The following is a 20,302-nucleotide window of genomic DNA, read 5'->3' on the forward strand; positions in this document are numbered from 1 at the left end:
CCCGCGCGCACTGATCAGCTCGGGTCCTCGTCCAGTTTTTCCAGAATCGCCGTGACAATGTCGTTCATTGTCAGTATGCCCTTGAGTTCATTGTCGGAGGTCACGAGCAGTCGCTTGATGTCGAATTGAAGCATCAGAGTGACGGCGTGACGTACCTCCAGTGATTCAGGGACGCTCAGGGCCGGCTTGGTGGCGATGTCGTAGACATTGAGCAGGTCGATATCGCCTTCCTCGGCAATGATGGTTCTCAGCAGCGTGGTGTAGGTCAGAATGCCCCAGGCGTCGCCGCCGGAGCGTTTCTCGACCACCAGCGACTTGACGCGATGCTTGCGCATCATCTTCATGGCTTCGCGCAGGTTGGCCATGGGGCCGATGGTGATGACGTCGCTGATCATCAGTTCATTGACCAGCCGGCGGGAGTCTTCATTGCTCATGGTTGAAAGCCTCTGATTGAAAGAATTTACAGTTCGTCTTCCAGCTTCTGAGTAAACTGTTCCACCTCGCGGGTATCGATGCCGCCCAGATGTTCAAGGGGTATGGTAAAGGCAATGCCGCGGTCATCGTTGTCCAGATCCAGTTCCTTCGTCAGACACTTGAGCACCCTTACCGAGAGTTTCTTCTCGAGCACGAACATCACAACCGACTGTGCACCCTCGTAGGTGAGGCCGAAAAATGTCTTTTTCGAGTCGGCGGTCAGGCCGCGGGCATTGAGAATGGTGGCGGCACCGGCGCCGCTTTCGCGGGCGATGTCGATGGCCTTGTCTTCCATTTCCTCGGCAAGAATGGCGACCAGTACGGAGAATTTCATGATGAACGACCTCGCTTGGCGATGAGTTCGGAAAAGATGGCGTAGAGCATGACACTGACGATCGGAAAGATCGAGGCAAATGCGATCAGCCCGAATCCGTCAATCAGGATATTGCGTCCTTCGATGTGCGTGGCCAGGCCGATACCCAGTGCGGTAATCAGGGGGACCGTGACCTCCGAGGTCGTGACCCCGCCCAGGTCGAAGGCCAGCGCAATGATGTATTTCGGCGCCAGCGCCGTGAGAAGGATGACCAGCGTGTAGCCGGCGATGATGTACATGTGAATCGAATCGCCGCTGATGATGCGGTGTACGCCGATGGTGATGCCGGCGGCCACGCCCAGCGCGACGACGATGCGAATGATATTGCCGCGGATGCGCCCGTTGGCGGCTTCCTCGGCCTTGTTGCCCACGGCGATCAGGGCAGGTTCGGCCATGGTGGTGGCAAAGCCGATGGCAAAGGCGAACAGATAGATCCAGATGATGCGGTCATGGGCGATGAGCTGCTCGGCCATGGACTCGCCGATCGGGAACAGGCCGAGCTTGAGGCCGACGACAAAGGCATACAGGCCGACGATGACCAGGAGAAATCCGAACACCACCATGGGCAGGCGCGGAATGCGCTTGCGTATCACGGCAAACTGAAAGACCAGGATGACCAGGATGATGGGTACGACATCGCGCACCATGCCGGCCAGGTCGGCCAGCAGAGAGGTTGCAGAAGTCGGGACATCGACATCGTCCTCCGTGGCCAGTCCCGCCACGCCGTTGTCGACCTCGGCCACTCCCTCGCCGAAGGTGAACACGACCACGCCGTAGAGCTGCACGGTGATCATCGGCACCATGACGGCCAGGGCGACCAGCCCGAATCCATCGGTCAGCGGGTTGCGGCCGCGAATCGAGGCGGCCAGGCCCAGGCCCAACGCGGCAATCAGAGGCACGGTGACGATATTGGTGGTCACGCCGCCTGAATCGTAGGCCAGGCCGACGATCTCTTCCGGGGCAAAGAAGGTCACCAACACCACAGTCAGATAGCCGCCGATCATCATCCAGTGCAATGGCAGGCCAAGGATGATGCGCAGCACGCCGACGGCAACCACCGCGCCGACAGATGAGGCGACCAGCACGCGCAGGACGAGCGGATCAATGCGTCCTTCGCTGATGGACTCGGCCTGCTCGGCCACGGCAATCAGGGCCGGTTCGGCGATGACTGCCGAAAAGCCGATGAAGAAGCCGAAGATCATCAGCCAGGGCAGGGAACCCTTGGCCGCGAACTCATCCGACAGGCTGTGGCCGATCGGGAAGATACCCATTTCCAGACCCTGCAGAAACAGGGCCACGCCCAGCACCACGATACCCAGGCCAAGCACCATGGTACCCAGTCCTTCGGGCACCTGTTGCAGCACCAGAAACTGAAACACCGAGACCACCACCACGATGGGCAGGAGATTGCGCAGCGAATGGATCAGGGTCTCGAAAAACTGTGACCACAACTTGCTGCCGGGTGAGCCAGGATCGCCGCTCACCGCGCTGCAAATCCCGGGTGCGCGATTGGCAACAGCCTGGATTCGGTTCTCTGAGAGGAAGTCGCAATCATCAAGCGCATGTCTGGCTTCAAGTCGGCAGAAGGCCCTGAGTCTAGGTCAGGATTCTACCCAAGTCTGTCGAGCGGATGCAGTGTCTGCGGATTCGCTCCCCGACAGTATTTGCAAATGCAAATCGTTATCGTTAAAATTCATCATCACTTTACTCACAGATCGGATCACCATGCGTTCTTCCCTTTTGCTGGCCCTTTGCACCGTGCTGGTGGTGGCTTGCAACGATACCTCCACCTCCGCACCTGGCGAGTCTGAGACATCGCAGGCCAGGGTGGTCGTCTATACCTCCAGGCAGCCGTACCTTATCGAGCCGCTGTTCGAGCGCTACACCGCGCAAACAGGTGTTTCGGTGGACTTCACCAGCGATAACGAAGCTTCGCTGATCGAGCGGCTGGCGGCAGAAGGCGCGCGCACCCAGGCCGATGTGTTCATGACCGTTGACGCTGGTAACCTCTGGCATGCGACTCAGCGAGACCTGCTCAAACCGGCCGAGTCCGAGCTGCTGGCATCCAGCATTCCACCGATGTTTGCCGACGATCAGGGTCGCTGGTACGGCCTGTCGGTGCGGGCTCGGACTATTGTCTACCATCCCGAGCGCGTGGATCGCGACGAGTTGTCCACCTTCGAAGACCTGGCCGACGAACGCTGGGCCGGTCGCCTGTGCATGCGCACCTCGCGCAAGGTCTACAACCAGTCGCTGGTTGCGCTGCTGATCGAGCACCACGGCGAAGAGCGTGCCGAGGAGATCGTGCGTGGCTGGGTGGCCAACCTGGCCACCAATCCCTATTCTTCCGATACCCAGACCATCGAGGCGGTGGCTGCCGGGCAGTGTGATGTGGCCATCGTCAACAGCTATTACCTGGGCCGGTTGCTGGTCGACGATCCCGATTATCCGGTGGCGTTGTTCTGGGCCAACCAGGAGTCCACCGGCGTTCACGTCAATGTTTCGGGTGCCGGCATTACCCGCCATGCGCCACGCCCGGATCAGGCACGCGCCCTGCTGGAATGGCTGGCATCGGAAGAGGCCCAGGCGGAGTTTGCCGAGCGCAATCTCGAGTTTCCAGCCCGTCCGGACATCGCGCCGCGCGGTGTCGTCGCCGAGTGGGGCAGCTTCGAGGCCGATGACACGCCGCTGACCGTTGCCGGCGAGCGTCAGGCCCAGGCCGTGCGTCTGATGGATCGTGCCGGCTATCGCTGAAACACAAGCGCGATGGCGATGGCCTCAGGGCGATCGCCGCTGGCTGGTCTGGCCCCTGCTGGTCCTGGTCGGGCTGCCGCTGTTCATGCTGATGGCGGCCTGGCTGCAGCCGCAGCCGGATATCTGGTCGCATCTGTCAACCCACCTGATGCCCACCCTGGTGCGTCATACCGTGCTGATGCTGCTGGTGGTGGGTGTCGGGGTGGCCGTACTGGGCGTTGCCCTGGCCTGGCTGTCGGCCTGTTGCGAGTATCCGCTGCGCCGGCTTCTGGATCCGCTGCTGGTGCTGCCGCTGGCGTTTCCGACCTACGTGCTGGCCTTTGTCTACCTTGGCCTGGTCGACTACAGCGGCCCCCTGCAGAGCCAGTGGCGCGCCTGGTTTGACGCCACACCCGGGCTGCTGAAAGCCCTGAGCGAGCCCGGCGGTGTGCTGCTCATTCTGATCCTGGCCTTTTATCCATACGTTTACCTGCTGGCACGGGCCTCGTTCATCGGTGGTGGCCTGGCGGCGTTCGAAGCCTCGCGTAGCCTCGGCCAGGGACCCTTGCGAACCTTTCTTCGCATCAGCCTGCCCATGGCCAGACCGGCGCTGGTGGCCGGGCTGACGCTGGCCCTGATGGAATCGCTGGCAGATTTCGGTGCCGTGGCCATCTATGGCTTCGATAGCTTCACCACGGCCATCTATCGCACCTGGCTGGGCATGTTCAACCTCACCGCCGCGGTGCAACTGGCCTCGATCCTGATGCTGTTCGTGCTGGTGTTGCTGGCGGCCGAGCGATTCAGTCGATCGCCAGGCGGCGAACAGCCCGAGCGCCGTCCCACCGGGCATCGAATCAGACTCAGTGGGGCACGCGCATGGGCGGCCACCCTGTTTCAGGCCAGCGTGGTACTGGTGGCCGTTATCGTACCCCTGATTCAGTTGCTGGTCTGGGCCTGGCCGGGCCTGCCCGGCATACTTTCGTCAGGCATGCTCACGGTCATCGGCAATACCATGATCCTGGGGCTGGTCGGTGCCGTGGCCGTCCTGCTCGGCGGCATACTCCTGCTGTTTGCCACGCATCGCACATCCAGCCGCCAGACCCTGTTTGGCGAGGTCGCAGCGGTGGGCTATGCCATTCCCGGCACCGTGCTGGCCGTGGCCATCATGCTGGCCTTCGTTCATCTCGACCAGTGGGCGGGTACTGCCCTGGCCGGCGGGCTGACGGCACTGATCCTGGCCTACCTGATTCGCTTCCTGCGCGTGACCTGGGGGCCACTTGACGGGGTCGCCTCACGCATCCGCCCCGAGTATGTCGAGGTGGCGCGCAGCCTGGGTGTTCCCCGCTACCAGCGCCTGCTTCGGGTCAATCTGCCGCTGTTGTGGCCGGGGCTGGTCACCGCCTTTCTACTGGCGCTGGTCGAGATTGCCAAGGAAATGCCGGCCACCCTGCTGCTCAGGCCGTTCGGCTGGGACACCCTGGCCGTTCGCATCTATGAGCTGACCACTGAAGGGCAATGGCAGATGGCGGCCGTGCCATCGCTGGTGCTGGTCATCCTCGGCGCCATCCCCGTTGTGGTGCTGATTCGAAGAGCGTCGGTTTTGAGGTGAGGGGGCGTTTAAGGGGAAAGTGTTAAGTGTGACGTGTTAGGTGTTAGGTGTTAGGTGTTAGGTGTGAAAGGTGGCGCATTTGGTGGCCTTAAACCTTTAGACTATTCGTCCTCCGACACAACGAGAGTGCCATGCCGAACAAGACTCCGCTTCATGATGCCCATGTTGCCGCTGGTGGCAAGATGGTGGATTTCGCCGGCTGGGAACTGCCGATTCACTATGGTTCGCAGATCGAGGAGCATCATGCCGTGCGCCGTGCTGCCGGCATGTTCGATGTTTCCCACATGACCGTGGTCGATATCCAGGGCGCGGGTGCGCGCGACTATCTCCGTTATCTGCTGGCCAACGACATCGCCAAGCTGGGTGAGACCGGGCAGGCACTGTATGGCTGCATGCTCGATCACCAGGGGGGGGTGCTCGATGACCTCATTACCTATTACCTCGCCGACGACTTCTACCGGACCGTGGTCAATGCCGCCACGCGCGATCAGGATATCGCCTGGATGCGGGAGCAGGCTGGCGACTTCGATGTGGACATCGTCGAGCGTGATGATCTGGCCATGGTGGCGGTGCAGGGGCCCGAAGCACGTGAACGGGTCATCGATGTGCTCAATGCCGCGGCGGCCGAATCGCTCAAGCCATTTCGGGCCATCAGTCATGGCGATTACTTCGTCGCCCGCACCGGCTATACCGGGGAGGACGGCTTCGAGGTCTTGATGCCGGAATCCGAAGCCGAAGGCTTCTGGCAACAACTCGTCGAGGCTGGAGTCCAGCCTTGCGGATTGGGTGCGCGTGACAGCCTGCGCCTCGAAGCCGGTCTCAACCTGTATGGCCAGGACATGGATACCTCGACCACGCCGCTGGAGTCCAACCTGGGCTGGACGGTGGCGTTCGACCCGGGCGATCGCCAGTTCATTGGCCGCAAGGCGCTTGAGCAGCAGAAAGCCGACGGTGTGCCGCGTCGCCTGGTGGGCCTGGTCATGGGCCGCGGCGGCATCCCCAGAACCGGCAGCACGGTGCACACCGACAACGGCGAAGGTCAGGTCACCAGCGGAGCATTCGGCCCCACCACCGAGTGCCCGGTGGCTCTGGCACGGATTCCGGCCGGCGAGTTCGAGGAAGTCGAAGTCGAACTACGCGGCCGCCGCCTCAAGGCCCGCGTGGTCAAACCGCCCTTCGTCCGCATGGGAAAGGTAAGAATCTGACAACGCGGATACCCGCAGAAACCAAAAAGGGCCGACAAAGTCGGCCCGTCTCCGGTCTCCCGTCAATCAACCGCCTCAAACCGATTGGCCGACCGATTCTTGCGCACCTTCCGCGGATCCCAGACCCGGCCGTTCATGGCGATCCACACACCGGGCGGCAGCGCCTGTACCGCCCCCACGGCACAGCCGATGTTGAACACGGCGTCGGAATCGATGAAACGGGCCGGGTTCAGGGCGCCGGTCATGATGATCACTCGCTCGCCGACATCGCCCAGGGCGGCGGCTGTCTCGACCATGCTGTCGGTGCCATGCGTGATCAGGAAGTGGCGGTCTTCGCTGGCCAGCACGGCTTGACGGATCAACTCGCGATCACTGTCGTTCAGATGCAGCGAGTCCTTTCTGAGCAGGGCCCGGATCTCCCAGTCAAAGGCCACGTTCATCGCTCGCAGGATGCGGCCGATCTCGGGCTCGCCGATCTGGTAGTCGGACTTGTCGTCGTAGTAGATCTTGTCGATGGTGCCGCCGGTGGTCAGCACATTGAGCTTATTCAAGGTAGGCTGCCTTCAGGTTCGAAGTGGTGGGTCGAGAACGTTCGGGTAGTATAGCGGGCATGAAAATCACCCTGTCCCCGATCAGGCACCTGTTGCCGGTATTGAGTCTGCTGATGCTGTCTGTTGCGGCGCATTCGGCGCCTGACATCGAGCGCATCGCCATGCTGCACTGGCACCCGGACACGGCTGCGGAAGCCCGACGGCTGACCGTGGCCGCCGATGCCTGGCTTGCCCTCAGCGACAACGAGCAGGCGCTTCAGGATTGGGATTCCAACATCGATGCCCGTGCCCTGTCGCTGGGCCGGCAGGCGCGGCAGGTGCCGGGGCATTGGGCGCCACTGGGCGACGGAGTATTTGCCTGGCTGGTCCAGTCGCGCGATCACAACCTGAGTGGAAGTACCGGGGAGTTTCCGGATCCCGAACCGGGACGGCCGACGGCCCACCGGTTCGACGAGCCGGTATCGGGACGTATCGGTCGGCTTGAGCAGGTGGCGGCATTGAACGCCCCGGTGACTTGGCGGCGGCTGGCCCGCCGCGTGAATGAAGTCGAATCCGATGGCCAGGTGCCGGCGGTTGATGCATTCTGGGATGAGCTCGCCTCCCGCCTCGATGACGCCCCGGAAGAGAGCATCAGCCGGGCCCGGGAGCTGGCTGGCCAGAGCATAGCTCTTCGTGACATCGCGGACGCAGCGGCGCGTCATAGACATATCAGCCGGATGCTCCTGACCCGTACCCGCCATGCCTGGGTCGAGGGCGATGCGCTGAAGACGGCTTGGCTGAGTTTCGAAGCCCTGGCCCGCCTGGTGGCCGCCGAAGATCCCGGTAATGTGGCCGAGAGCTGGCGCGACTGGTTCGACTCGCTGGGCAGTGAGGAGCTGCGGGGGCTTCGCCAGATCGACGCTGACCTGCCGGTGATCTTCGCCCTGCTGGAAGATGCCGCCGAGTACCTTGTTCCCCCGGAACCAGCAGCCAGCCGGGCCATGAATGAACTGGCCGATGCCTATGCCCGGTTGGCCTTGTTTGTGCCCGACATGGGCTTTTACCTGGATCAGCCCGTGCGCGCCGAGATCCGCGCCACGGCCTCGACCTGCAACCCGGATCCGCTGCTGATCGGGCCGATGCCGCGCGAGACTTACGAGCGCTGTGTGCGCGACCTGCTCGATCTTCTGGACGCCGGTCTGCAAACCGAGGAACTGGCGGGCGGCCGCCAGGGCCCCTTCGCACCGGAGTTCCTGCGCCGCGAGCTCGGGCTGGTGAGTTGGCAGCGCGCTGCCTATCTGGATGGTCACCTGGGCTGGATGCTCGAGGCACCGTGCCAGCCCCCCGAGTGGGTCAATGTGCTGGAGTGGTCACTGGTCGTCGAGCACCTGCTGCGCTGGGTGCCGCAGCGGCCGGTTTTCTTTGCTGCCTCCCGCTGGCAGGAGGCGCTGGCGGATGTTCGCGAGGCCGTGATCGAGCGTGGCACCATGCACCAGGAGTGGATGGATTGTCTCAGCGGTCACGGCGCCGAGCGGCGCGATCCGGTCACACGCCTGCTCGATCGGCATGAAAGCGCCCTGCAGTCACTTGATGAGTTGTTGAGCGAGGCGGACGAGCAGTTTTATCAAGAGCTGGTCCGTCCGGGTGGCGATATCGATCTCGACGGAACAGCCACTCAGTCGACGGCCTACCGGCCGGAAACCCTGGTTGTTGAACCCTGCGACACCGCCATGACCTGTGGCGCGCGTGTCGAACTGCCGGTCAGCCGTGCCCTGCTGGGCCTCTTCCCCAATGCCTACCTGCTGGCCGATCAGCTCGGCATGGGGGAGATGGGGCTTTGTTACGAGTCCGTACGCTGGGTGGATCGCGCCTCGCGTCCGGCACGACAGCGCGACAGCCAGGTGGCCAACTACGACGGGCGCCTGAGTTTCGAGCTGCATGGCACGTTTGCCGCCGATGAAGACGAACTCCCGGAGACCGTGTTTCGCTATCGGCTGACCGCTGCCGAGCGTCGCCACTACCTGTTTGCCGCCGCCGACCCCGCCCTGCTGGATGAGGATTGTCCGCGCGAGCTGATCGGTGAGTCGATTGCCAGTTCGCTGCCTGACCGACGCCCCCGTCTTATTCCCGACCGTCTGACCTACTTCGTCAGCGCGCCCACTACGCCGGAGTCGGAACTGGTTGCCAACTGGGATCGGGGAGCGGAGTGGCGTGACTGGTTCGTAACCGGTGAACGCGTCGAGCGACTGGAACAGGTCGATGATGATGCCCTTGAAGTCCGCGTGCAGGCCCGACTGACTGCATTGTCTGCCCGCAGGGAACGCGAGCTTTCGGCGCCGCTGACTGCACCGGTCAGGGCCGAAGAGTCCGATCCGCTTGCGCTGGCCATGGCCCGGGTGGCTGATTCCACCGCCATGCTACGCCGGTTGCTCGAGATCCACTATCCGCGTCTGATTCGTCACCATCAGCCGCTAAGGGCCAAGCTCACCGGCGATGCCGGCCTGATCAATCGCGACCGCGTGCGCTCGTTGCGAGACGGCGGCATCGGCATGCTGCAGGTGCCCGGTATCGGCAAGCAGCGCCTCGCCGACTTGCGCGAGGAGTGGATGACGCTGCCGGCCGGGCTGCGCGAGCAGGGCCAGCAGGCCCCGGAGATGGATGTGGGGCTGGAACGTCTGGATGCGCTGATCCGCCTCAGTCGCTATGACGCCGCCGACGTCGAACAGCCGGAAGAGCAGTGAAATACACGCCGATCAGCAGCAGTTGGGCGATGGCCGGAGCGCGCGAGGCCGGGCTGACCCAGGCCTCCATGACGGCCAGGCAGAAATAAAACAGCAGCAGCACGCCGGCAATCACCAGGCTGCGTGGATTCAGCCGCCAGACGCCAGGGGCAACGAGCAGCAAGGGCAGCGTGGTGATGATGACCGCTGCAATCGGCGCAATGACCTCCGGGGGATCGATCCAGCCAAACCACAGCGGCTGAATCACGATCAGGCCGACCAGGGCGACCCGGCACCACCATAGCGCCATCATATTGTCGACCTCAGCTTCCGGGCCAGGCTGGCCACTCGCCGACCCAGTACCCGGCACAGGTGCCGCTCGGTATCATCGAGCGCCCGGTCGGCATCCGGGCCGGCCACATGGCTGGCGCCATAAGGCGTGCCACCCGATCGGGTGGTGGTCAGCTCCGGTTCGGTGTAGGGCAGGCCGACCAGGATCATGCCGTGATGCAGCAGCGGCACCATCATGCTGAGCAGGGTTGATTCCTGGCCGCCATGCAGCGTTGCCGTCGAGGTGAACACACCCGCCGGCTTGCCGGCCAGCGTACCGGAAAACCATTCCGAGCCCGTGCCATCGATGAAGTGCTTGAGGGCGGCGGCCATGTTGCCAAAGCGAGTGGGGCTACCCAGCACCAGTCCGCTACATTCGTCGAGATCGCTGCGTTCGACCAAGGCCGGTGCGCGCTCGTCGATCTGACGGGGAGAGGGGTCGATCGCCGAGGTCACCGGGGGCACGGTACGCAGGCGCGCCTGGCAGCCATCGACGCCATCGATGCCGCGGCAGACCTCGCGGGCCATGGCCAGCGTGTTGCCGTGGGTGGAGTGGAACAGCACCAGGATGTCGATCATGGGAGGATATCGACAACTGCTTCGGGCGGGCGGCCGATGCGAGCCTGTTCGCCGGCAATGACGATGGGCCGCTGGATGAGGCGGGGATGCCGGCACATGGTCTCGATGACTGACTGTTCGGTAAGCGTTTCGTCGGCCAGGCCCTGGTCACGATACTCGGGCTCGCCGGTGCGCAGGAGCTGGCGGGCAGTCAGTCCGAGCCGATCAATGATACGCTTGAGTTCGGCCGGCTCGGGTGGTGTTTTCAGGTACTCGACGATGTCGGGCTTGATACCGTGGTCGCGCAGCAGCGCCAGGGTCTGACGGCTCTTGGAACAGCGTGGATTGTGGAAGATGGTGACAGGCATGAAACAGGCGCACTCGCAATCGGACCAGCACAATAGCCTAAAGGGTTCGGCGGGGGTGTCAACGTCGTCACCGCAAGGTCTCCTTGGTGCGCTGCTCGATCATGCCTGGTATCGGGCGTTTTCGCGGCACCTCTGGCAGCACTTTCGCGAAGATCGCAGCTTCGAATCGGCCGCCGCACTCAGCTACACCAGCCTGCTCGCTCTGGTGCCCCTGATGACGGTCATGCTCGGCGTGATCTCCGCCTTTCCCGTCTTCGACCGCTGGGCCGACGAACTGGAGGCCTACATCTTCGCCAATTTCGTTCCGGCCGCCGGCGATACCGTGCGCGAGCATCTCAACGAATTCGTACAGCGAACCGCGGGCCTGACCGGGGCCGGTACGGTGTTTCTCATCGCCACGGCCGTGTTGCTGATGTCGACCATCGAGCGCAGCCTCAATCGCATCTGGCGGGTGCGTGCGCCCCGTCGTCCGGCCACAAGGCTTATTATCTACTGGGCGGTCCTGACGCTGGGGCCGCTGCTGATGGGCGGCAGCCTGGTGCTGACCTCCTACCTGGCGGCGCTGCCGGTACTGGCCCCCGAGATCGTGCGCGGAGCCATGCAGGACATGGTGCTGGGCATGATGCCGTTTGTCGTTGCCCTGGTCGGGTTCACCCTGATCTTCACGGTCGTCCCCAACCGGCGGGTATTGTGGCGCCATGCCCTGTTCGGTGCCCTGATATCTGCGCTGCTGTTCGAGTTCGCCAAGGGCGGGTTTGTCTGGTATGTCACCAATTTCCCGACCTATGAGCGCCTCTATGGTGCCCTGGCCACCGTGCCGCTGTTCCTGGTCTGGATCTACCTGTCCTGGGTCGTGGTGCTGCTCGGCGCCAGCGTGGCCGCGGCGCTGACCACCTTCAACTACCGCAAGGCCGACTGGCGCTGGAACCCGCGCCACGAATTGCTGCTGGCACTCAGACTGCTGGGGCACTTCTGGCAGGCGCAGCGTCGCGGTCGCTCGCTGTCGATCGGCGATCTGCTCAATCGCGAGCCGGCCGCCACCGACCACCAGTTGCGCCGGATTCTCGGGGACTTTCACGAGGCCGGCTTCATTCACCGCGATGATGATGGCGACTGGCTGCTGTCGGCCGATCTCGATGAGATCAGCCTGGCGGAACTCTACCAGGCCGGATCGTTCATAATGCCTGTCGGCGAGCTGTCCAGCTTGCCCCGGGAAAGCCACTGGGATCTTGCCCTGATCGAGGGCCTGCTGCCCATGGATAAAGCCGGTCGCCCCCTGATGCGGAGATCGATCAAGTCTCTGCTGACCTATGAGAGAGGACATGAGCAATGAAGACACTGATCCTGGCCGGATTGCTCCTGATGGCTTCCGGTGTGGCCGTTGCCGGCATCGATTTCGAACTGCCGGCCCTGGATGGCAGCACCCACAAGCTGTCGGACTACCGCGGCGACTGGGTCGTGGTGAACTACTGGGCGACCTGGTGTCGGCCCTGCCGCAAGGAGATTCCCGATCTGTCGAATCTGCACGACCGTCGTGATGACATCTACGTACTCGGGCTGGCCTACGAGGATACCGAGGTGGAAACCTTCGAGCGCTTCCTGGAAGACTACCCGGCTAGCTATCCCATTCTGCTCGTGGATACTTACGAACCGCCTTCGGACCTGGGCGCGCCGCGCGCTTTGCCCACGACATTTCTTGTCAATGCCGACGGGGAGATCGTCAATACCTGGCTGGGACCGGTGACCAGCGAGATGATTACCGACTGGATCGCGGATCATGGCTGATACCGAAACGCGCTGCTGGCTGATCTCGGGACGGGTCCAGGGTGTGTTCTTTCGCGAATCGACCCGTAGACAGGCCGAACCCCTTGGACTGTCGGGCCATGCCGTCAACCTTAGCGATGGCCGGGTCGAGGTGCTGGCGCATGGCCGCCCCCCGGCCCTGGATGAGCTGGAGCAGTGGCTGCACCAGGGGCCGCCGGCGGCCCGGGTGGATTCGGTCGAACCGGTCGCCGCCGGCAATGGCGATAACCCAAACGGGGCATTCAGGACCGGCTGAGCGCGCCGAATCGGACCGCGTCGGAACCTTACAGCAGTGCAAGCTGCGTGACCGGTCGGAAACTGCGGCGATGGGCCGGGCAGGGCCCAAGGCGTTGCAGGGCCGAGAGGTGGGCGGCGGTCGGGTAGCCCTTGTGGCGGGCAAAACCATATTCCGGATAGCGTTCATGCCAGGCCAGCATCAGGCCGTCGCGATGGACCTTGGCGATGATGCTGGCCGCGGCGATGCAGTCCTCGATGCCGTCGCCACCGACCAGGGTGGTGACCGGCATGTCGACTCGGGGTGCCTGGTTGCCATCAACCAGAATGCCGGCAGGTTGTGGCGAGAGTGCGGCCACCGCCTGACGCATGCCTTCCAGTGTTGCCTGAAGGATGTTGAGCCGGTCGATGGTTTCGGCCTCGATGACGGCAATGCCCACGCTCACAGCACTCTGTCTGATGATTCCGGCCAGCTTCTCGCGGCGCCGGGCTGTCAGTTTCTTTGAATCGGCCAGGCCCTCGATGGGGCGGGCCGGGTCGATCATGACTGCAGCGGCCACCACCGGTCCGGCCAGAGGGCCTCGCCCGGCCTCGTCGACTCCGGCAATCAGGTGGCCTGACGGCTCAGCCAAGCTGGCCACGACCGGCTCCCACCAGCTCAAGCACCGCGCGCGCGGCATTTTGTCCGGCACCCGCGGCCAGCTGGTGGCGAAATCCGCGGGCGATGTCGCGGTAGCCCGCGCGCCGTTGTGGCTGGTCCAGCCAGTCGATGACGGCCTTGCCGAGGGCTTCGGGAGAGGCGCCTGCCTGCACGAACTCGGGAACGATCTCGTCGCCGAAGAGAATGTTGGGCATGGCGATGTGGCGCGACCGGATCAGTCGCAGGCCACGAATCATCCAGTAGGTGGCCGGTGCCAGGCGGTAATAGGCCACGGCGGGACATTCGAGCAGAAAGGTCTCGAGGGTGGCCGTTCCCGATGCCACGCAGGCGGCATCGGCGGCGATCAGGCCGGTGCGGGTGCGTTCCGCAATGATCTCAATGCCGTTGCGGTCCAGGTCGTTTCCGGCCTGGTCGCGAAACAGGGCTTCCTGTCGACGATCGGCCAGGAAGACGATGATCCGGGCCGACTCGCGCCGTGCGCGAATCCAGGCAGCGGTATCGCTCAGGAGCCGGGCATGGCGTTCGATCTCGCTGCGCCGGCTGCCGGGCAGCAGGGCCACCACGGTATCGTCCGGGGCCAGGCCGAGCTGGCTGCGTGCGGCCTCGCGCCCGGGCCTGTCGCTGAGCTGGTCGGCCACCGGGTGACCAACAAAGCGGGTATCGAGGCCATGGGGTGCGTAGAGCTCGGGCTCGAACGGAAACAGGGCGAGCAGCAGATCGACCGAACGGGCCACCACGCGGGTGCGTCCGGCGCGCCAGGCCCACACCGTGGGGGATACGTAATGCACGGTCTTCAGCCCGCGCTTGCGAAGCTGGCGGGCCAGTCCGAGATTGAAATCGGGAGCATCCACGCCGACAAAGGCATCGGGTTGCCAGTCCAGGATCCGCTGGCGCAATTTCCGCCGCAGCCTTATCAGTCGTGGCAGGTGCGAGAGTACCTCGGTCAGTCCCATCACCCCCAATACATCGAGGTCGTGCCAGGGCTCGACCCCGGCGGCCTGCATGGCAGGCCCGGCGATGCCGGCCAGTTCAATGCCGGGATGCTGGCGCCTGAGATGGTCGGCCAGGTCAGCACCCAGCTGATCGCCAGAGGACTCGCCGGCCGTAAGGACGAGACGGATGGGGCGTTCGGCCATGGTCACGCGACTCAGCGCAACAGTCCGCGCTGGCTGTTGAGTGCCGAATCGATCATCGGCTGCAGCTCGGGTTGCTCGGCGACCAGTGCCTGCAGACGTTCGATGGCCTCATCCCGGCTCAGGCCCAGCCGGTAAAGTGTGCGATAGGCTTCACGAATGTTACGAATCTGCTGCTTTCCGAACCCACGGCGCTTCAGACCTTCGGCATTGATGCCTCTTGGCCGTGGCGGCTGGCCCGACACCATCACATAGGCCGGTACATCCTGGTTGACGCCGCCATACATGCCGAGAAAGGCATGCGCGCCGATGCGGCAGAACTGGTGGGCTCCGGAGAAACCGGCGAAGATCACCCAGTCGCCGACCTCGACGTGGCCGGCCAGGGTGGCCCCGTTGGCCCCGACGATGTGTGATCCGACCTGGCAGTCGTGGGCGATATGGCTGTAGGCCATGAACAGGTTGTCGTCGCCGACCCGGGTGATGCCTCCGCCGTTGGCCGTTCCCCGGTTGATGGTCACGTACTCGCGAATGGTGTTGTCGGCGCCGATGTCCAGCGAGGTGTCTTCACCGGCGTATTTCTTGTCCTGGGGCGCCTCGCCAATAGAGGCAAACTGGTAGATACGGTTGCGAGGCCCGATACGTGTGCGACCGGAGATGACCACGTGCGGGCCGATCTCGCAGTCATCGCCGATCTCGACCTGTGAACCGATGATGCTGTAGGCGCCGATCGACACGTTCCTGCCCAGCCGGGCACCCTGCTCGACGATGGCGGTGTCGTGGATCATGGCGTCGGATCGGGACGGGCGGCACACAGTAGTTCGGCACTGGAAGCCGTCTGGCCATCGACCAGCGCAATGGCTTCATAGAGCCCCATATTGCGCATCAGCCGTTTCTGGCGCACTTCGAATACCAGCTGGTCGCCGGGCACCACCACGCGGTTGAAGCGGGCCTTGTCGATCTTGACCAGGTAGTAGAGCTGGCTCTCTTGGTTGCCGGCATCGCGAACCATGTGGGCAAGACAGCCGGCGGCCTGGGCCATGGCCTCGAGAATCAAAACGCCCGGCATGACCGGATGACCGGGAAAATGCCCTTGGAAGAACGGTTCGTTGATGGTGACGTTCTTCAGCGCCCTGATCGAGGGAGGGTCATCCAGCGAGTAATCCAGTACCCGGTCGACAAGGAGAAAGGGATAGCGATGAGGCAGCAGTTCGAGAATCTTCTCGACATCGACGCCGTTACTTGTGTTCATGGGGTTTCCCTGCGATTGATTCAGTTGTTTTCGATTTTGCGCAGGCGCCGCGCCCAGTCGTCGAGCTGACCGAGGCGCACGAGAATGCGCTTCCATTTTGAATGGGGGCGGGCCGGGATGCCGGACCCGTACTCTCCCGGCTCATCAATCGAGTCGAGTACGGTGCTCATGGCGGTGACGATCACCTGATCGCAGATGCTCAGGTGGCCGCCAATGCCACATGCTCCTGCAATCATGCAATGACGACCGATATGCGTGGATCCGGCAATGCCCGTGCAACCGGCAATGGCGGTATGCGCCCCGATGCGCACATTGTGCGCGATCTGGACCTGGTTATCCAGGCGGACATCCTCTTCCAGAACCGTGTCCTCGATGGCGCCCCGGTCTATGGTGGTGTTGGCGCCGATCTCGCAGTCGTCGCCAATGCGCACGCTGCCCATTTGCGGCACCTTCAGCCACCGGCCCTTGTCGAGTGCCAGCCCGAAGCCGTCGGCGCCAATGACGGCGCCGGGGTGGACAATGACGCGTTCGCCCAGATTCACGTCCCGGCCCAGAAAGACGCGCCCGACCAGGCGCGAACCCGCACCCATCCTGACATTTTCCTCGAGCACGCAGCCCGGTCCGACAACCGCTCCCGGGCCGATGCTACAGCCCGGCCCGATACTGCATTGCGGACCGATGGTGGCATCGGTATGGATATCGGCCCCGGGGTCGATCCAGGCGCTGTCATGCACGCCGGCAGGCTCGCTGGGCCGTGTCGACATCAGCGTGGCAATCCGGGCCCAGGCGGCATAGGGGTTGGAGGTGATCAATGCGTTGCCCGTCCAGCGCTCCAGCATGGGTTCAGACAGGATCAGAACCCCGGCGCGGCAGTTGCCCAGTTCCCGGGCATAGGCTGCGTTGGCGAGAAATCCGACATCATCCGGGCCGGCGGCCGACAGGGTGGCCAGCCCGCTGATCCGGTAGTCGGGGTCGCCGCGCAACGTCAGATCGAAACGCCGGGCCAGTTGTGCGATGGAGTAAGTGGGCATGCAGCTGATCAGACTAGTGGGCCATGCGGTTAATAAGGTAACACTCAGCCGTCGCACAAGTGCCGTGGGCAGGGCAGGCGAAACCGCATGGCGACTTTCGCGTAGCGAATGAAGCCTTGCGAGTGGAGCCGCTGCACGTGTTCCGCTCGCTTGAATTGGCGACGGCCAGTCCTGCGCTCGCGCGCCTTGCCCACGACACTTGTGCGACGGCTGAGTGTTACCTCATTAACCGCATGGCCCACTAGGGGTCGCGCTGATTGTCGCCGGAACCGAAGTCGTCTTCCAGCCATTCGAGTACCTGCTTCGTGATGTCGACTGTGTCGGACGCGTAGGCGACCGGATTGCTCAGCACCAGGTCGTAGCCCTCTTCGCGGGCGATTTCGCGCACCGCAACATCGATGGTTTCGCGCAAGGCCTCGGTCTTGGCGTTGGTCCGGAAACGGATCTCCTCGACCAGGTCCTCGCGCCGGCGCTCGATGGAGCGGCGCATGTTGTTGATTTCGCGTTCGCGCTGAACGCGCTGTTGCTCGTCCAGCGCCGGACTGTCGCTCAGCTCACGCTGCATGCGCTCGAGTTCGGCCTCGTCGCTGAGCAGCGCCTCGTTGCGTGGCCTGAACTCCCGGTCCAGCTCCTCGCGCGCGGCCACCAGGTGCGGCATGGTGTCGAACAGGCGTTTCATGTCGACATAACCGATGCGCACACTGTCGGCCATGGCAGGCAGCCACAGCAAGCAGCACAGTACCAGCCCGGCCAGCAGCCGCACCGGCCGGTGGCCGGCGGCTGTGCTCTTCCGGTGCTGTTGCTGTCCGGGTCCGGTCATGTCCAGCCTCTTTTTCGAGGGTGCTTCAGAACGTCCTGCCGAAGGCGAACTGCAGTACCTGGGTGTCGTCACCGTCACGTTGCTTCAGCGGCGTGGCCACGTTGATGATAATCGGACCGACCGGTGCTTGCCAGCTCAGGGACAAACCGGTCGAGGCACGCAAGCGGTCGGCGTCGAAATCGTCGAAATCACGATAGACGTTGCCGACATCGACGAACCAGGCCAGGCGAGTGCCGCCCGCATCGCCAAAGGGCAGCGGAAACGCCAGTTCGAGGCCGCCGGTCACCTTGAAGTCGCCGCCGACAGCCTGGCAGAACTCGTCCTTGGGACCAAGGGTGTTGTCATTGAAGCCACGAATGTCGCGCACACCGCCGCCGAAGAAGTGCTCGTAGAACGGCAGTCCGCGGTCGGAAGTCACGATCTCGTCTTCCTGACACTGGACGCGCGCGTTGGGGTGACGCTCCGGTTCGATTTCCTCGATGTCGAGGCGTTCATCCCAGTCGTCGTAGGCATCGCCATAGGCGACATCGCCGTGCAGGCTGAATGCCATCCGGTTGCCGATGGGCCAGTAACGGCGGAAGCGATAGTTGAGCTTGTAGAACTCCCGGGAACTACCCGGCAGGCTGACTTCAGCACCCAGCCGGTGCAGCGAACCGCGGGTGGGATTGAGAAAATGATTGCGACTGTCGCGCGACCATGTGCCGTCGAGACGGTACAGGGTCAGGCGGCGCTCGCTGCGTGACAGGAATCCGTCGCCGTCCTCGTCCAGGGTGATACCCAGGGGGCGGGTGGCCGGCATGCGCATCTCGAGCGGGCTGTCGGGGTCGTCGGGGTCGACCGGCACAAGCTGACGCGGCATGTTGATCTCCACCCGCGAAGCCGAAGCGCCGAGACGGAAAAAGTCGATCTCGGTGACCGGAAATCCGAAGTTCACCCCGCCGGCGGCCTGGCTGGTGTTGAATGCCGAGATATTGGCGCGACCCTGATCGAATTCGGTGTAGCGGGCGAAAAAGCCGCGTGAAACACCGTCGTCGGTGTAGTAGGGGTTGGTGTAGTTGACGCCGACCTGCGTCAGAATGCTGGAACGGCTCAGGTTGAGACCGACCTGGCGGCCGGTACCGAGAAAGTTGTTCTGCTCGATAGACATCGAGGCGATGACGCCCTGCAACTGAGAGTACCCGAGTCCAATCTGGAAGCTTCCGGAAGGCACTTCCTCGACATTGACGATAATGTCGATCTCGTCATCACTGCCCTCGACCTTCGGGGTCTCGATGTTGACGTTGTCGAAGAAGCCCAGGCGCTGCAGGCGAATTCGCGACCGGTCCACTGCGCTTTGCGAGAACCATGCCCCTTCGAACTGGCGCATTTCCCGCCGCAGTACCTCGTCCTTGGTGTTGGTGTTGCCCCTAAACTCGATGCGCCGGACATATACGCGATGGCCGGGATCGATGTAGAAGTTGATCTCCGCTTCCCGCGACTCCCGGTCGATGGAAGGCACCGGGTTGACGTCGGCGAAGGCGTAACCGATGTTGGCCAGCACGGCGGTAATGTTGTCGATGCTCTGTTCGATCTTGCGGCGCGAGAAGGTTTCGCCGGCCTCCAGGGTGATCAGGCGGCGCAGCATTTCCTCGTCGAGCACCAGCTCGCCGGTGACCTGGATGTCGCTTACGGTGTAGACCTCGCCCTCGCGAATATTGGCAGTGACGAAGATGTCCTGACGGTCCGGGCTGACCGAGACCTGGGTGGATTCAATCGAAAAGTCCATGTAGCCGCGGTCGAGATAGAACGATCGCAGCACTTCCATGTCGCCAGAGAGCTTCTCGCGGGTGTACTGGTTGCGTCCACGCCAGAACATCAGGCCACGCGTCGTGTGTGACTCGAAATCCTCGCGCAATTCACTTTCGCTGTAGGTTTCGTTGCCGACGATGTTGATGTGCCGGATCCTAGCCTGGCTGCCTTCGTGAATGTCGATCGACAGGCGCACCCGGTTGCGTTCAAGGCGCTCGGCGTTTGTTTCGACCCGCACGGCATAGTGGCCGCGGCTGAAATACTGTTGAATCAACTCGTGCCGAACACGCTCCAGCTCCATCTCGTTGAAGATCTCGCCCTCGGCAATGCCGATGCTGGCCAGGGCTGGCATCAGGTCGTCGTCGCTGATCTGGCGGTTGCCCTCGATCTGGATCCGGGTGATGGCGGGTCGCTCGGTGACGCTGATGACCAGCACTTCGCCATCGCGCTTCAGGCTGATGTCATCGAAAAAGCCGGTCCGGTACAGGTCGCGGATGGTGCTGCGCGACAGCGACGAGGTCAGTGTGTCGCCTACTTCGACAGGGATGAAGCTGAACACCGTGCCTTCGGAGATGCGTTGCAGTCCTTCGACGCGAATGTCGGAAATCTGAAAGTTCTCGCCGTGCGCGGCAGAGAAAACGGCGATCAGCAGTAGCAGGAGAAACAATCGTTTCATAAATGTA

General features: G+C 63.3%; 21 protein-coding genes. 7 read left to right on the forward strand and 14 right to left on the reverse strand.

Translation table 11 applies throughout. The annotated features are described in order from the left end of the window. Positions 1 to 14: 14 nt before the first annotated feature. The 3 genes from IC757_RS02115 to IC757_RS02125 are packed head-to-tail and all read right to left on the reverse strand — an operon-like array spanning position 15 to position 2,331. Complete coding sequence (locus tag IC757_RS02115) at positions 15 to 434, reverse strand: CBS domain-containing protein (protein ID WP_190975759.1); 420 nt, start codon at positions 432 to 434, stop codon at positions 15 to 17. A gap of 26 nt (positions 435 to 460) precedes the next feature. Beyond that, positions 461 to 808, reverse strand: a complete 348-nt coding sequence (locus IC757_RS02120; RefSeq protein ID WP_190975760.1) for a transcriptional regulator — start codon at positions 806 to 808, stop codon at positions 461 to 463. Further along, on the reverse strand, positions 805 to 2,331 hold the full coding sequence (locus IC757_RS02125) for a DUF1538 domain-containing protein (protein WP_411913466.1): 1,527 nt from the start codon (positions 2,329 to 2,331) through the stop codon (positions 805 to 807). Before IC757_RS02125 ends, IC757_RS02120 begins: the two co-directional genes overlap by 4 nt. A gap of 241 nt (positions 2,332 to 2,572) precedes the next feature. On the opposite strand from IC757_RS02125, the gene IC757_RS02130 reads away from it, so the two are divergent. From IC757_RS02130 to gcvT, 3 genes are all read left to right on the forward strand, one after another. Next, positions 2,573 to 3,601, forward strand: coding sequence for an extracellular solute-binding protein (locus IC757_RS02130; RefSeq protein WP_190975761.1), 1,029 nt, complete (start codon positions 2,573 to 2,575; stop codon positions 3,599 to 3,601). Further along, positions 3,585 to 5,189, forward strand: a complete 1,605-nt coding sequence (locus IC757_RS02135) for an ABC transporter permease (protein ID WP_223846215.1) — start codon at positions 3,585 to 3,587, stop codon at positions 5,187 to 5,189. The genes IC757_RS02130 and IC757_RS02135 overlap by 17 nt, the downstream gene beginning before the upstream one ends. 131 nt (positions 5,190 to 5,320) lie before the next feature. Continuing rightward, on the forward strand, positions 5,321 to 6,394 hold the full coding sequence (gcvT, locus tag IC757_RS02140; protein WP_190975762.1) for a glycine cleavage system aminomethyltransferase GcvT: 1,074 nt from the start codon (positions 5,321 to 5,323) through the stop codon (positions 6,392 to 6,394). 62 nt (positions 6,395 to 6,456) lie between these two features. On the opposite strand, the gene IC757_RS02145 is transcribed toward gcvT, so the two are convergent. Then, a complete protein-coding gene (locus IC757_RS02145) occupies positions 6,457 to 6,945 on the reverse strand; it encodes an asparaginase domain-containing protein (RefSeq protein ID WP_190975763.1) in 489 nt (162 codons plus the stop codon). 59 nt (positions 6,946 to 7,004) lie between these two features. Here IC757_RS02145 and IC757_RS02150 point away from each other — a divergent pair, with 59 nt between their 5' ends. Beyond that, the gene (locus IC757_RS02150) at positions 7,005 to 9,665 is read left to right on the forward strand and encodes a hypothetical protein (RefSeq protein ID WP_190975764.1); all 2,661 of its coding nucleotides are present in this window, start codon (positions 7,005 to 7,007) and stop codon (positions 9,663 to 9,665) included. Here the strand turns inward: IC757_RS02150 and IC757_RS02155 are convergent. The 3 genes from IC757_RS02155 to arsC are packed head-to-tail and all read right to left on the reverse strand — an operon-like array spanning position 9,619 to position 10,900. Next, complete coding sequence (locus IC757_RS02155; protein WP_190975765.1) at positions 9,619 to 9,957, reverse strand: DUF2069 domain-containing protein; 339 nt, start codon at positions 9,955 to 9,957, stop codon at positions 9,619 to 9,621. The genes IC757_RS02150 and IC757_RS02155 overlap by 47 nt on opposite strands. Further along, complete coding sequence (gene wrbA / locus IC757_RS02160) at positions 9,954 to 10,553, reverse strand: NAD(P)H:quinone oxidoreductase (RefSeq protein WP_190975766.1); 600 nt, start codon at positions 10,551 to 10,553, stop codon at positions 9,954 to 9,956. Before wrbA ends, IC757_RS02155 begins: the two co-directional genes overlap by 4 nt. Continuing rightward, a complete protein-coding gene (gene arsC, locus IC757_RS02165; RefSeq protein WP_190975767.1) occupies positions 10,550 to 10,900 on the reverse strand; it encodes an arsenate reductase (glutaredoxin) in 351 nt (116 codons plus the stop codon). The genes wrbA and arsC overlap by 4 nt, the downstream gene beginning before the upstream one ends. Here arsC and IC757_RS02170 point away from each other — a divergent pair. Genes IC757_RS02170 through IC757_RS02180 form a run of 3 tightly spaced genes read left to right on the forward strand, consistent with a single transcriptional unit; the run spans position 10,899 to position 12,959 of the window. Further along, entirely contained in the window at positions 10,899 to 12,233 is a 1,335-nt protein-coding gene (locus IC757_RS02170) for a virulence factor BrkB family protein (protein ID WP_190975768.1), read from the forward strand. The two genes, arsC and IC757_RS02170, sit on opposite strands and share 2 nt — an antisense overlap. Next, on the forward strand, positions 12,230 to 12,685 hold the full coding sequence (locus tag IC757_RS02175; RefSeq protein ID WP_190975769.1) for a TlpA family protein disulfide reductase: 456 nt from the start codon (positions 12,230 to 12,232) through the stop codon (positions 12,683 to 12,685). Before IC757_RS02170 ends, IC757_RS02175 begins: the two co-directional genes overlap by 4 nt. Next, positions 12,678 to 12,959, forward strand: coding sequence for an acylphosphatase (locus IC757_RS02180; protein WP_190975770.1), 282 nt, complete (start codon positions 12,678 to 12,680; stop codon positions 12,957 to 12,959). The genes IC757_RS02175 and IC757_RS02180 overlap by 8 nt, the downstream gene beginning before the upstream one ends. 28 nt (positions 12,960 to 12,987) lie before the next feature. Here the strand turns inward: IC757_RS02180 and IC757_RS02185 are convergent, their stop codons facing one another. The 7 genes from IC757_RS02185 to bamA form a co-directional block, all read right to left on the reverse strand. Next, a complete protein-coding gene (locus IC757_RS02185) occupies positions 12,988 to 13,578 on the reverse strand; it encodes a ribonuclease HII (RefSeq protein WP_223846216.1) in 591 nt (196 codons plus the stop codon). After that, complete coding sequence (gene lpxB, locus IC757_RS02190) at positions 13,562 to 14,734, reverse strand: lipid-A-disaccharide synthase (RefSeq protein ID WP_190975772.1); 1,173 nt, start codon at positions 14,732 to 14,734, stop codon at positions 13,562 to 13,564. Before lpxB ends, IC757_RS02185 begins: the two co-directional genes overlap by 17 nt. A gap of 11 nt (positions 14,735 to 14,745) precedes the next feature. Then, positions 14,746 to 15,516 (reverse strand): acyl-ACP--UDP-N-acetylglucosamine O-acyltransferase, encoded by a 771-nt coding sequence (gene lpxA / locus IC757_RS02195; protein ID WP_190975773.1) that lies wholly within the window; start codon positions 15,514 to 15,516, stop codon positions 14,746 to 14,748. Then, positions 15,513 to 15,980, reverse strand: a complete 468-nt coding sequence (gene fabZ, locus IC757_RS02200; protein WP_190975774.1) for a 3-hydroxyacyl-ACP dehydratase FabZ — start codon at positions 15,978 to 15,980, stop codon at positions 15,513 to 15,515. The genes lpxA and fabZ overlap by 4 nt, the downstream gene beginning before the upstream one ends. 20 nt (positions 15,981 to 16,000) lie before the next feature. Next, positions 16,001 to 17,011 (reverse strand): UDP-3-O-(3-hydroxymyristoyl)glucosamine N-acyltransferase, encoded by a 1,011-nt coding sequence (gene lpxD / locus IC757_RS02205; protein ID WP_190975775.1) that lies wholly within the window; start codon positions 17,009 to 17,011, stop codon positions 16,001 to 16,003. Between the two features lie 241 nt (positions 17,012 to 17,252). Next, on the reverse strand, positions 17,253 to 17,831 hold the full coding sequence (locus IC757_RS02210) for an OmpH family outer membrane protein (protein WP_190975776.1): 579 nt from the start codon (positions 17,829 to 17,831) through the stop codon (positions 17,253 to 17,255). A gap of 25 nt (positions 17,832 to 17,856) precedes the next feature. Beyond that, the gene (bamA, locus tag IC757_RS02215) at positions 17,857 to 20,295 is read right to left on the reverse strand and encodes an outer membrane protein assembly factor BamA (protein ID WP_190975777.1); all 2,439 of its coding nucleotides are present in this window, start codon (positions 20,293 to 20,295) and stop codon (positions 17,857 to 17,859) included. Positions 20,296 to 20,302: the final 7 nt, after the last annotated feature.

The organism is Wenzhouxiangella sp. AB-CW3 (assembly GCF_014725735.1).
In the GTDB taxonomy this organism is placed as follows: domain Bacteria; phylum Pseudomonadota; class Gammaproteobacteria; order Xanthomonadales; family Wenzhouxiangellaceae; genus Wenzhouxiangella.

Bases quoted from the DNA above. Each gene is read 5' to 3' on its own strand.
- IC757_RS02115 (WP_190975759.1), bottom strand. From the start codon at position 434: ATGAGCAATGAAGACTCCCGCCGGCTGGTCAATGAACTGATGATCAGC.
- IC757_RS02120 (WP_190975760.1), bottom strand. From the start codon at position 808: ATGAAATTCTCCGTACTGGTCGCCATTCTTGCCGAGGAAATGGAAGAC.
- IC757_RS02130 (WP_190975761.1), top strand. From the start codon at position 2,573: ATGCGTTCTTCCCTTTTGCTGGCCCTTTGCACCGTGCTGGTGGTGGCT.
- gcvT (WP_190975762.1), top strand. From the start codon at position 5,321: ATGCCGAACAAGACTCCGCTTCATGATGCCCATGTTGCCGCTGGTGGC.
- IC757_RS02150 (WP_190975764.1), top strand. From the start codon at position 7,005: ATGAAAATCACCCTGTCCCCGATCAGGCACCTGTTGCCGGTATTGAGT.
- IC757_RS02155 (WP_190975765.1), bottom strand. From the start codon at position 9,957: ATGATGGCGCTATGGTGGTGCCGGGTCGCCCTGGTCGGCCTGATCGTG.
- wrbA (WP_190975766.1), bottom strand. From the start codon at position 10,553: ATGATCGACATCCTGGTGCTGTTCCACTCCACCCACGGCAACACGCTG.
- IC757_RS02170 (WP_190975768.1), top strand. From the start codon at position 10,899: ATGAAACAGGCGCACTCGCAATCGGACCAGCACAATAGCCTAAAGGGT.
- arsC (WP_190975767.1), bottom strand. From the start codon at position 10,900: ATGCCTGTCACCATCTTCCACAATCCACGCTGTTCCAAGAGCCGTCAG.
- IC757_RS02175 (WP_190975769.1), top strand. From the start codon at position 12,230: ATGAAGACACTGATCCTGGCCGGATTGCTCCTGATGGCTTCCGGTGTG.
- IC757_RS02180 (WP_190975770.1), top strand. From the start codon at position 12,678: ATGGCTGATACCGAAACGCGCTGCTGGCTGATCTCGGGACGGGTCCAG.
- lpxB (WP_190975772.1), bottom strand. From the start codon at position 14,734: ATGGCCGAACGCCCCATCCGTCTCGTCCTTACGGCCGGCGAGTCCTCT.
- lpxA (WP_190975773.1), bottom strand. From the start codon at position 15,516: ATGATCCACGACACCGCCATCGTCGAGCAGGGTGCCCGGCTGGGCAGG.
- fabZ (WP_190975774.1), bottom strand. From the start codon at position 15,980: ATGAACACAAGTAACGGCGTCGATGTCGAGAAGATTCTCGAACTGCTG.
- lpxD (WP_190975775.1), bottom strand. From the start codon at position 17,011: ATGCCCACTTACTCCATCGCACAACTGGCCCGGCGTTTCGATCTGACG.
- IC757_RS02210 (WP_190975776.1), bottom strand. From the start codon at position 17,831: ATGACCGGACCCGGACAGCAACAGCACCGGAAGAGCACAGCCGCCGGC.
- bamA (WP_190975777.1), bottom strand. From the start codon at position 20,295: ATGAAACGATTGTTTCTCCTGCTACTGCTGATCGCCGTTTTCTCTGCC.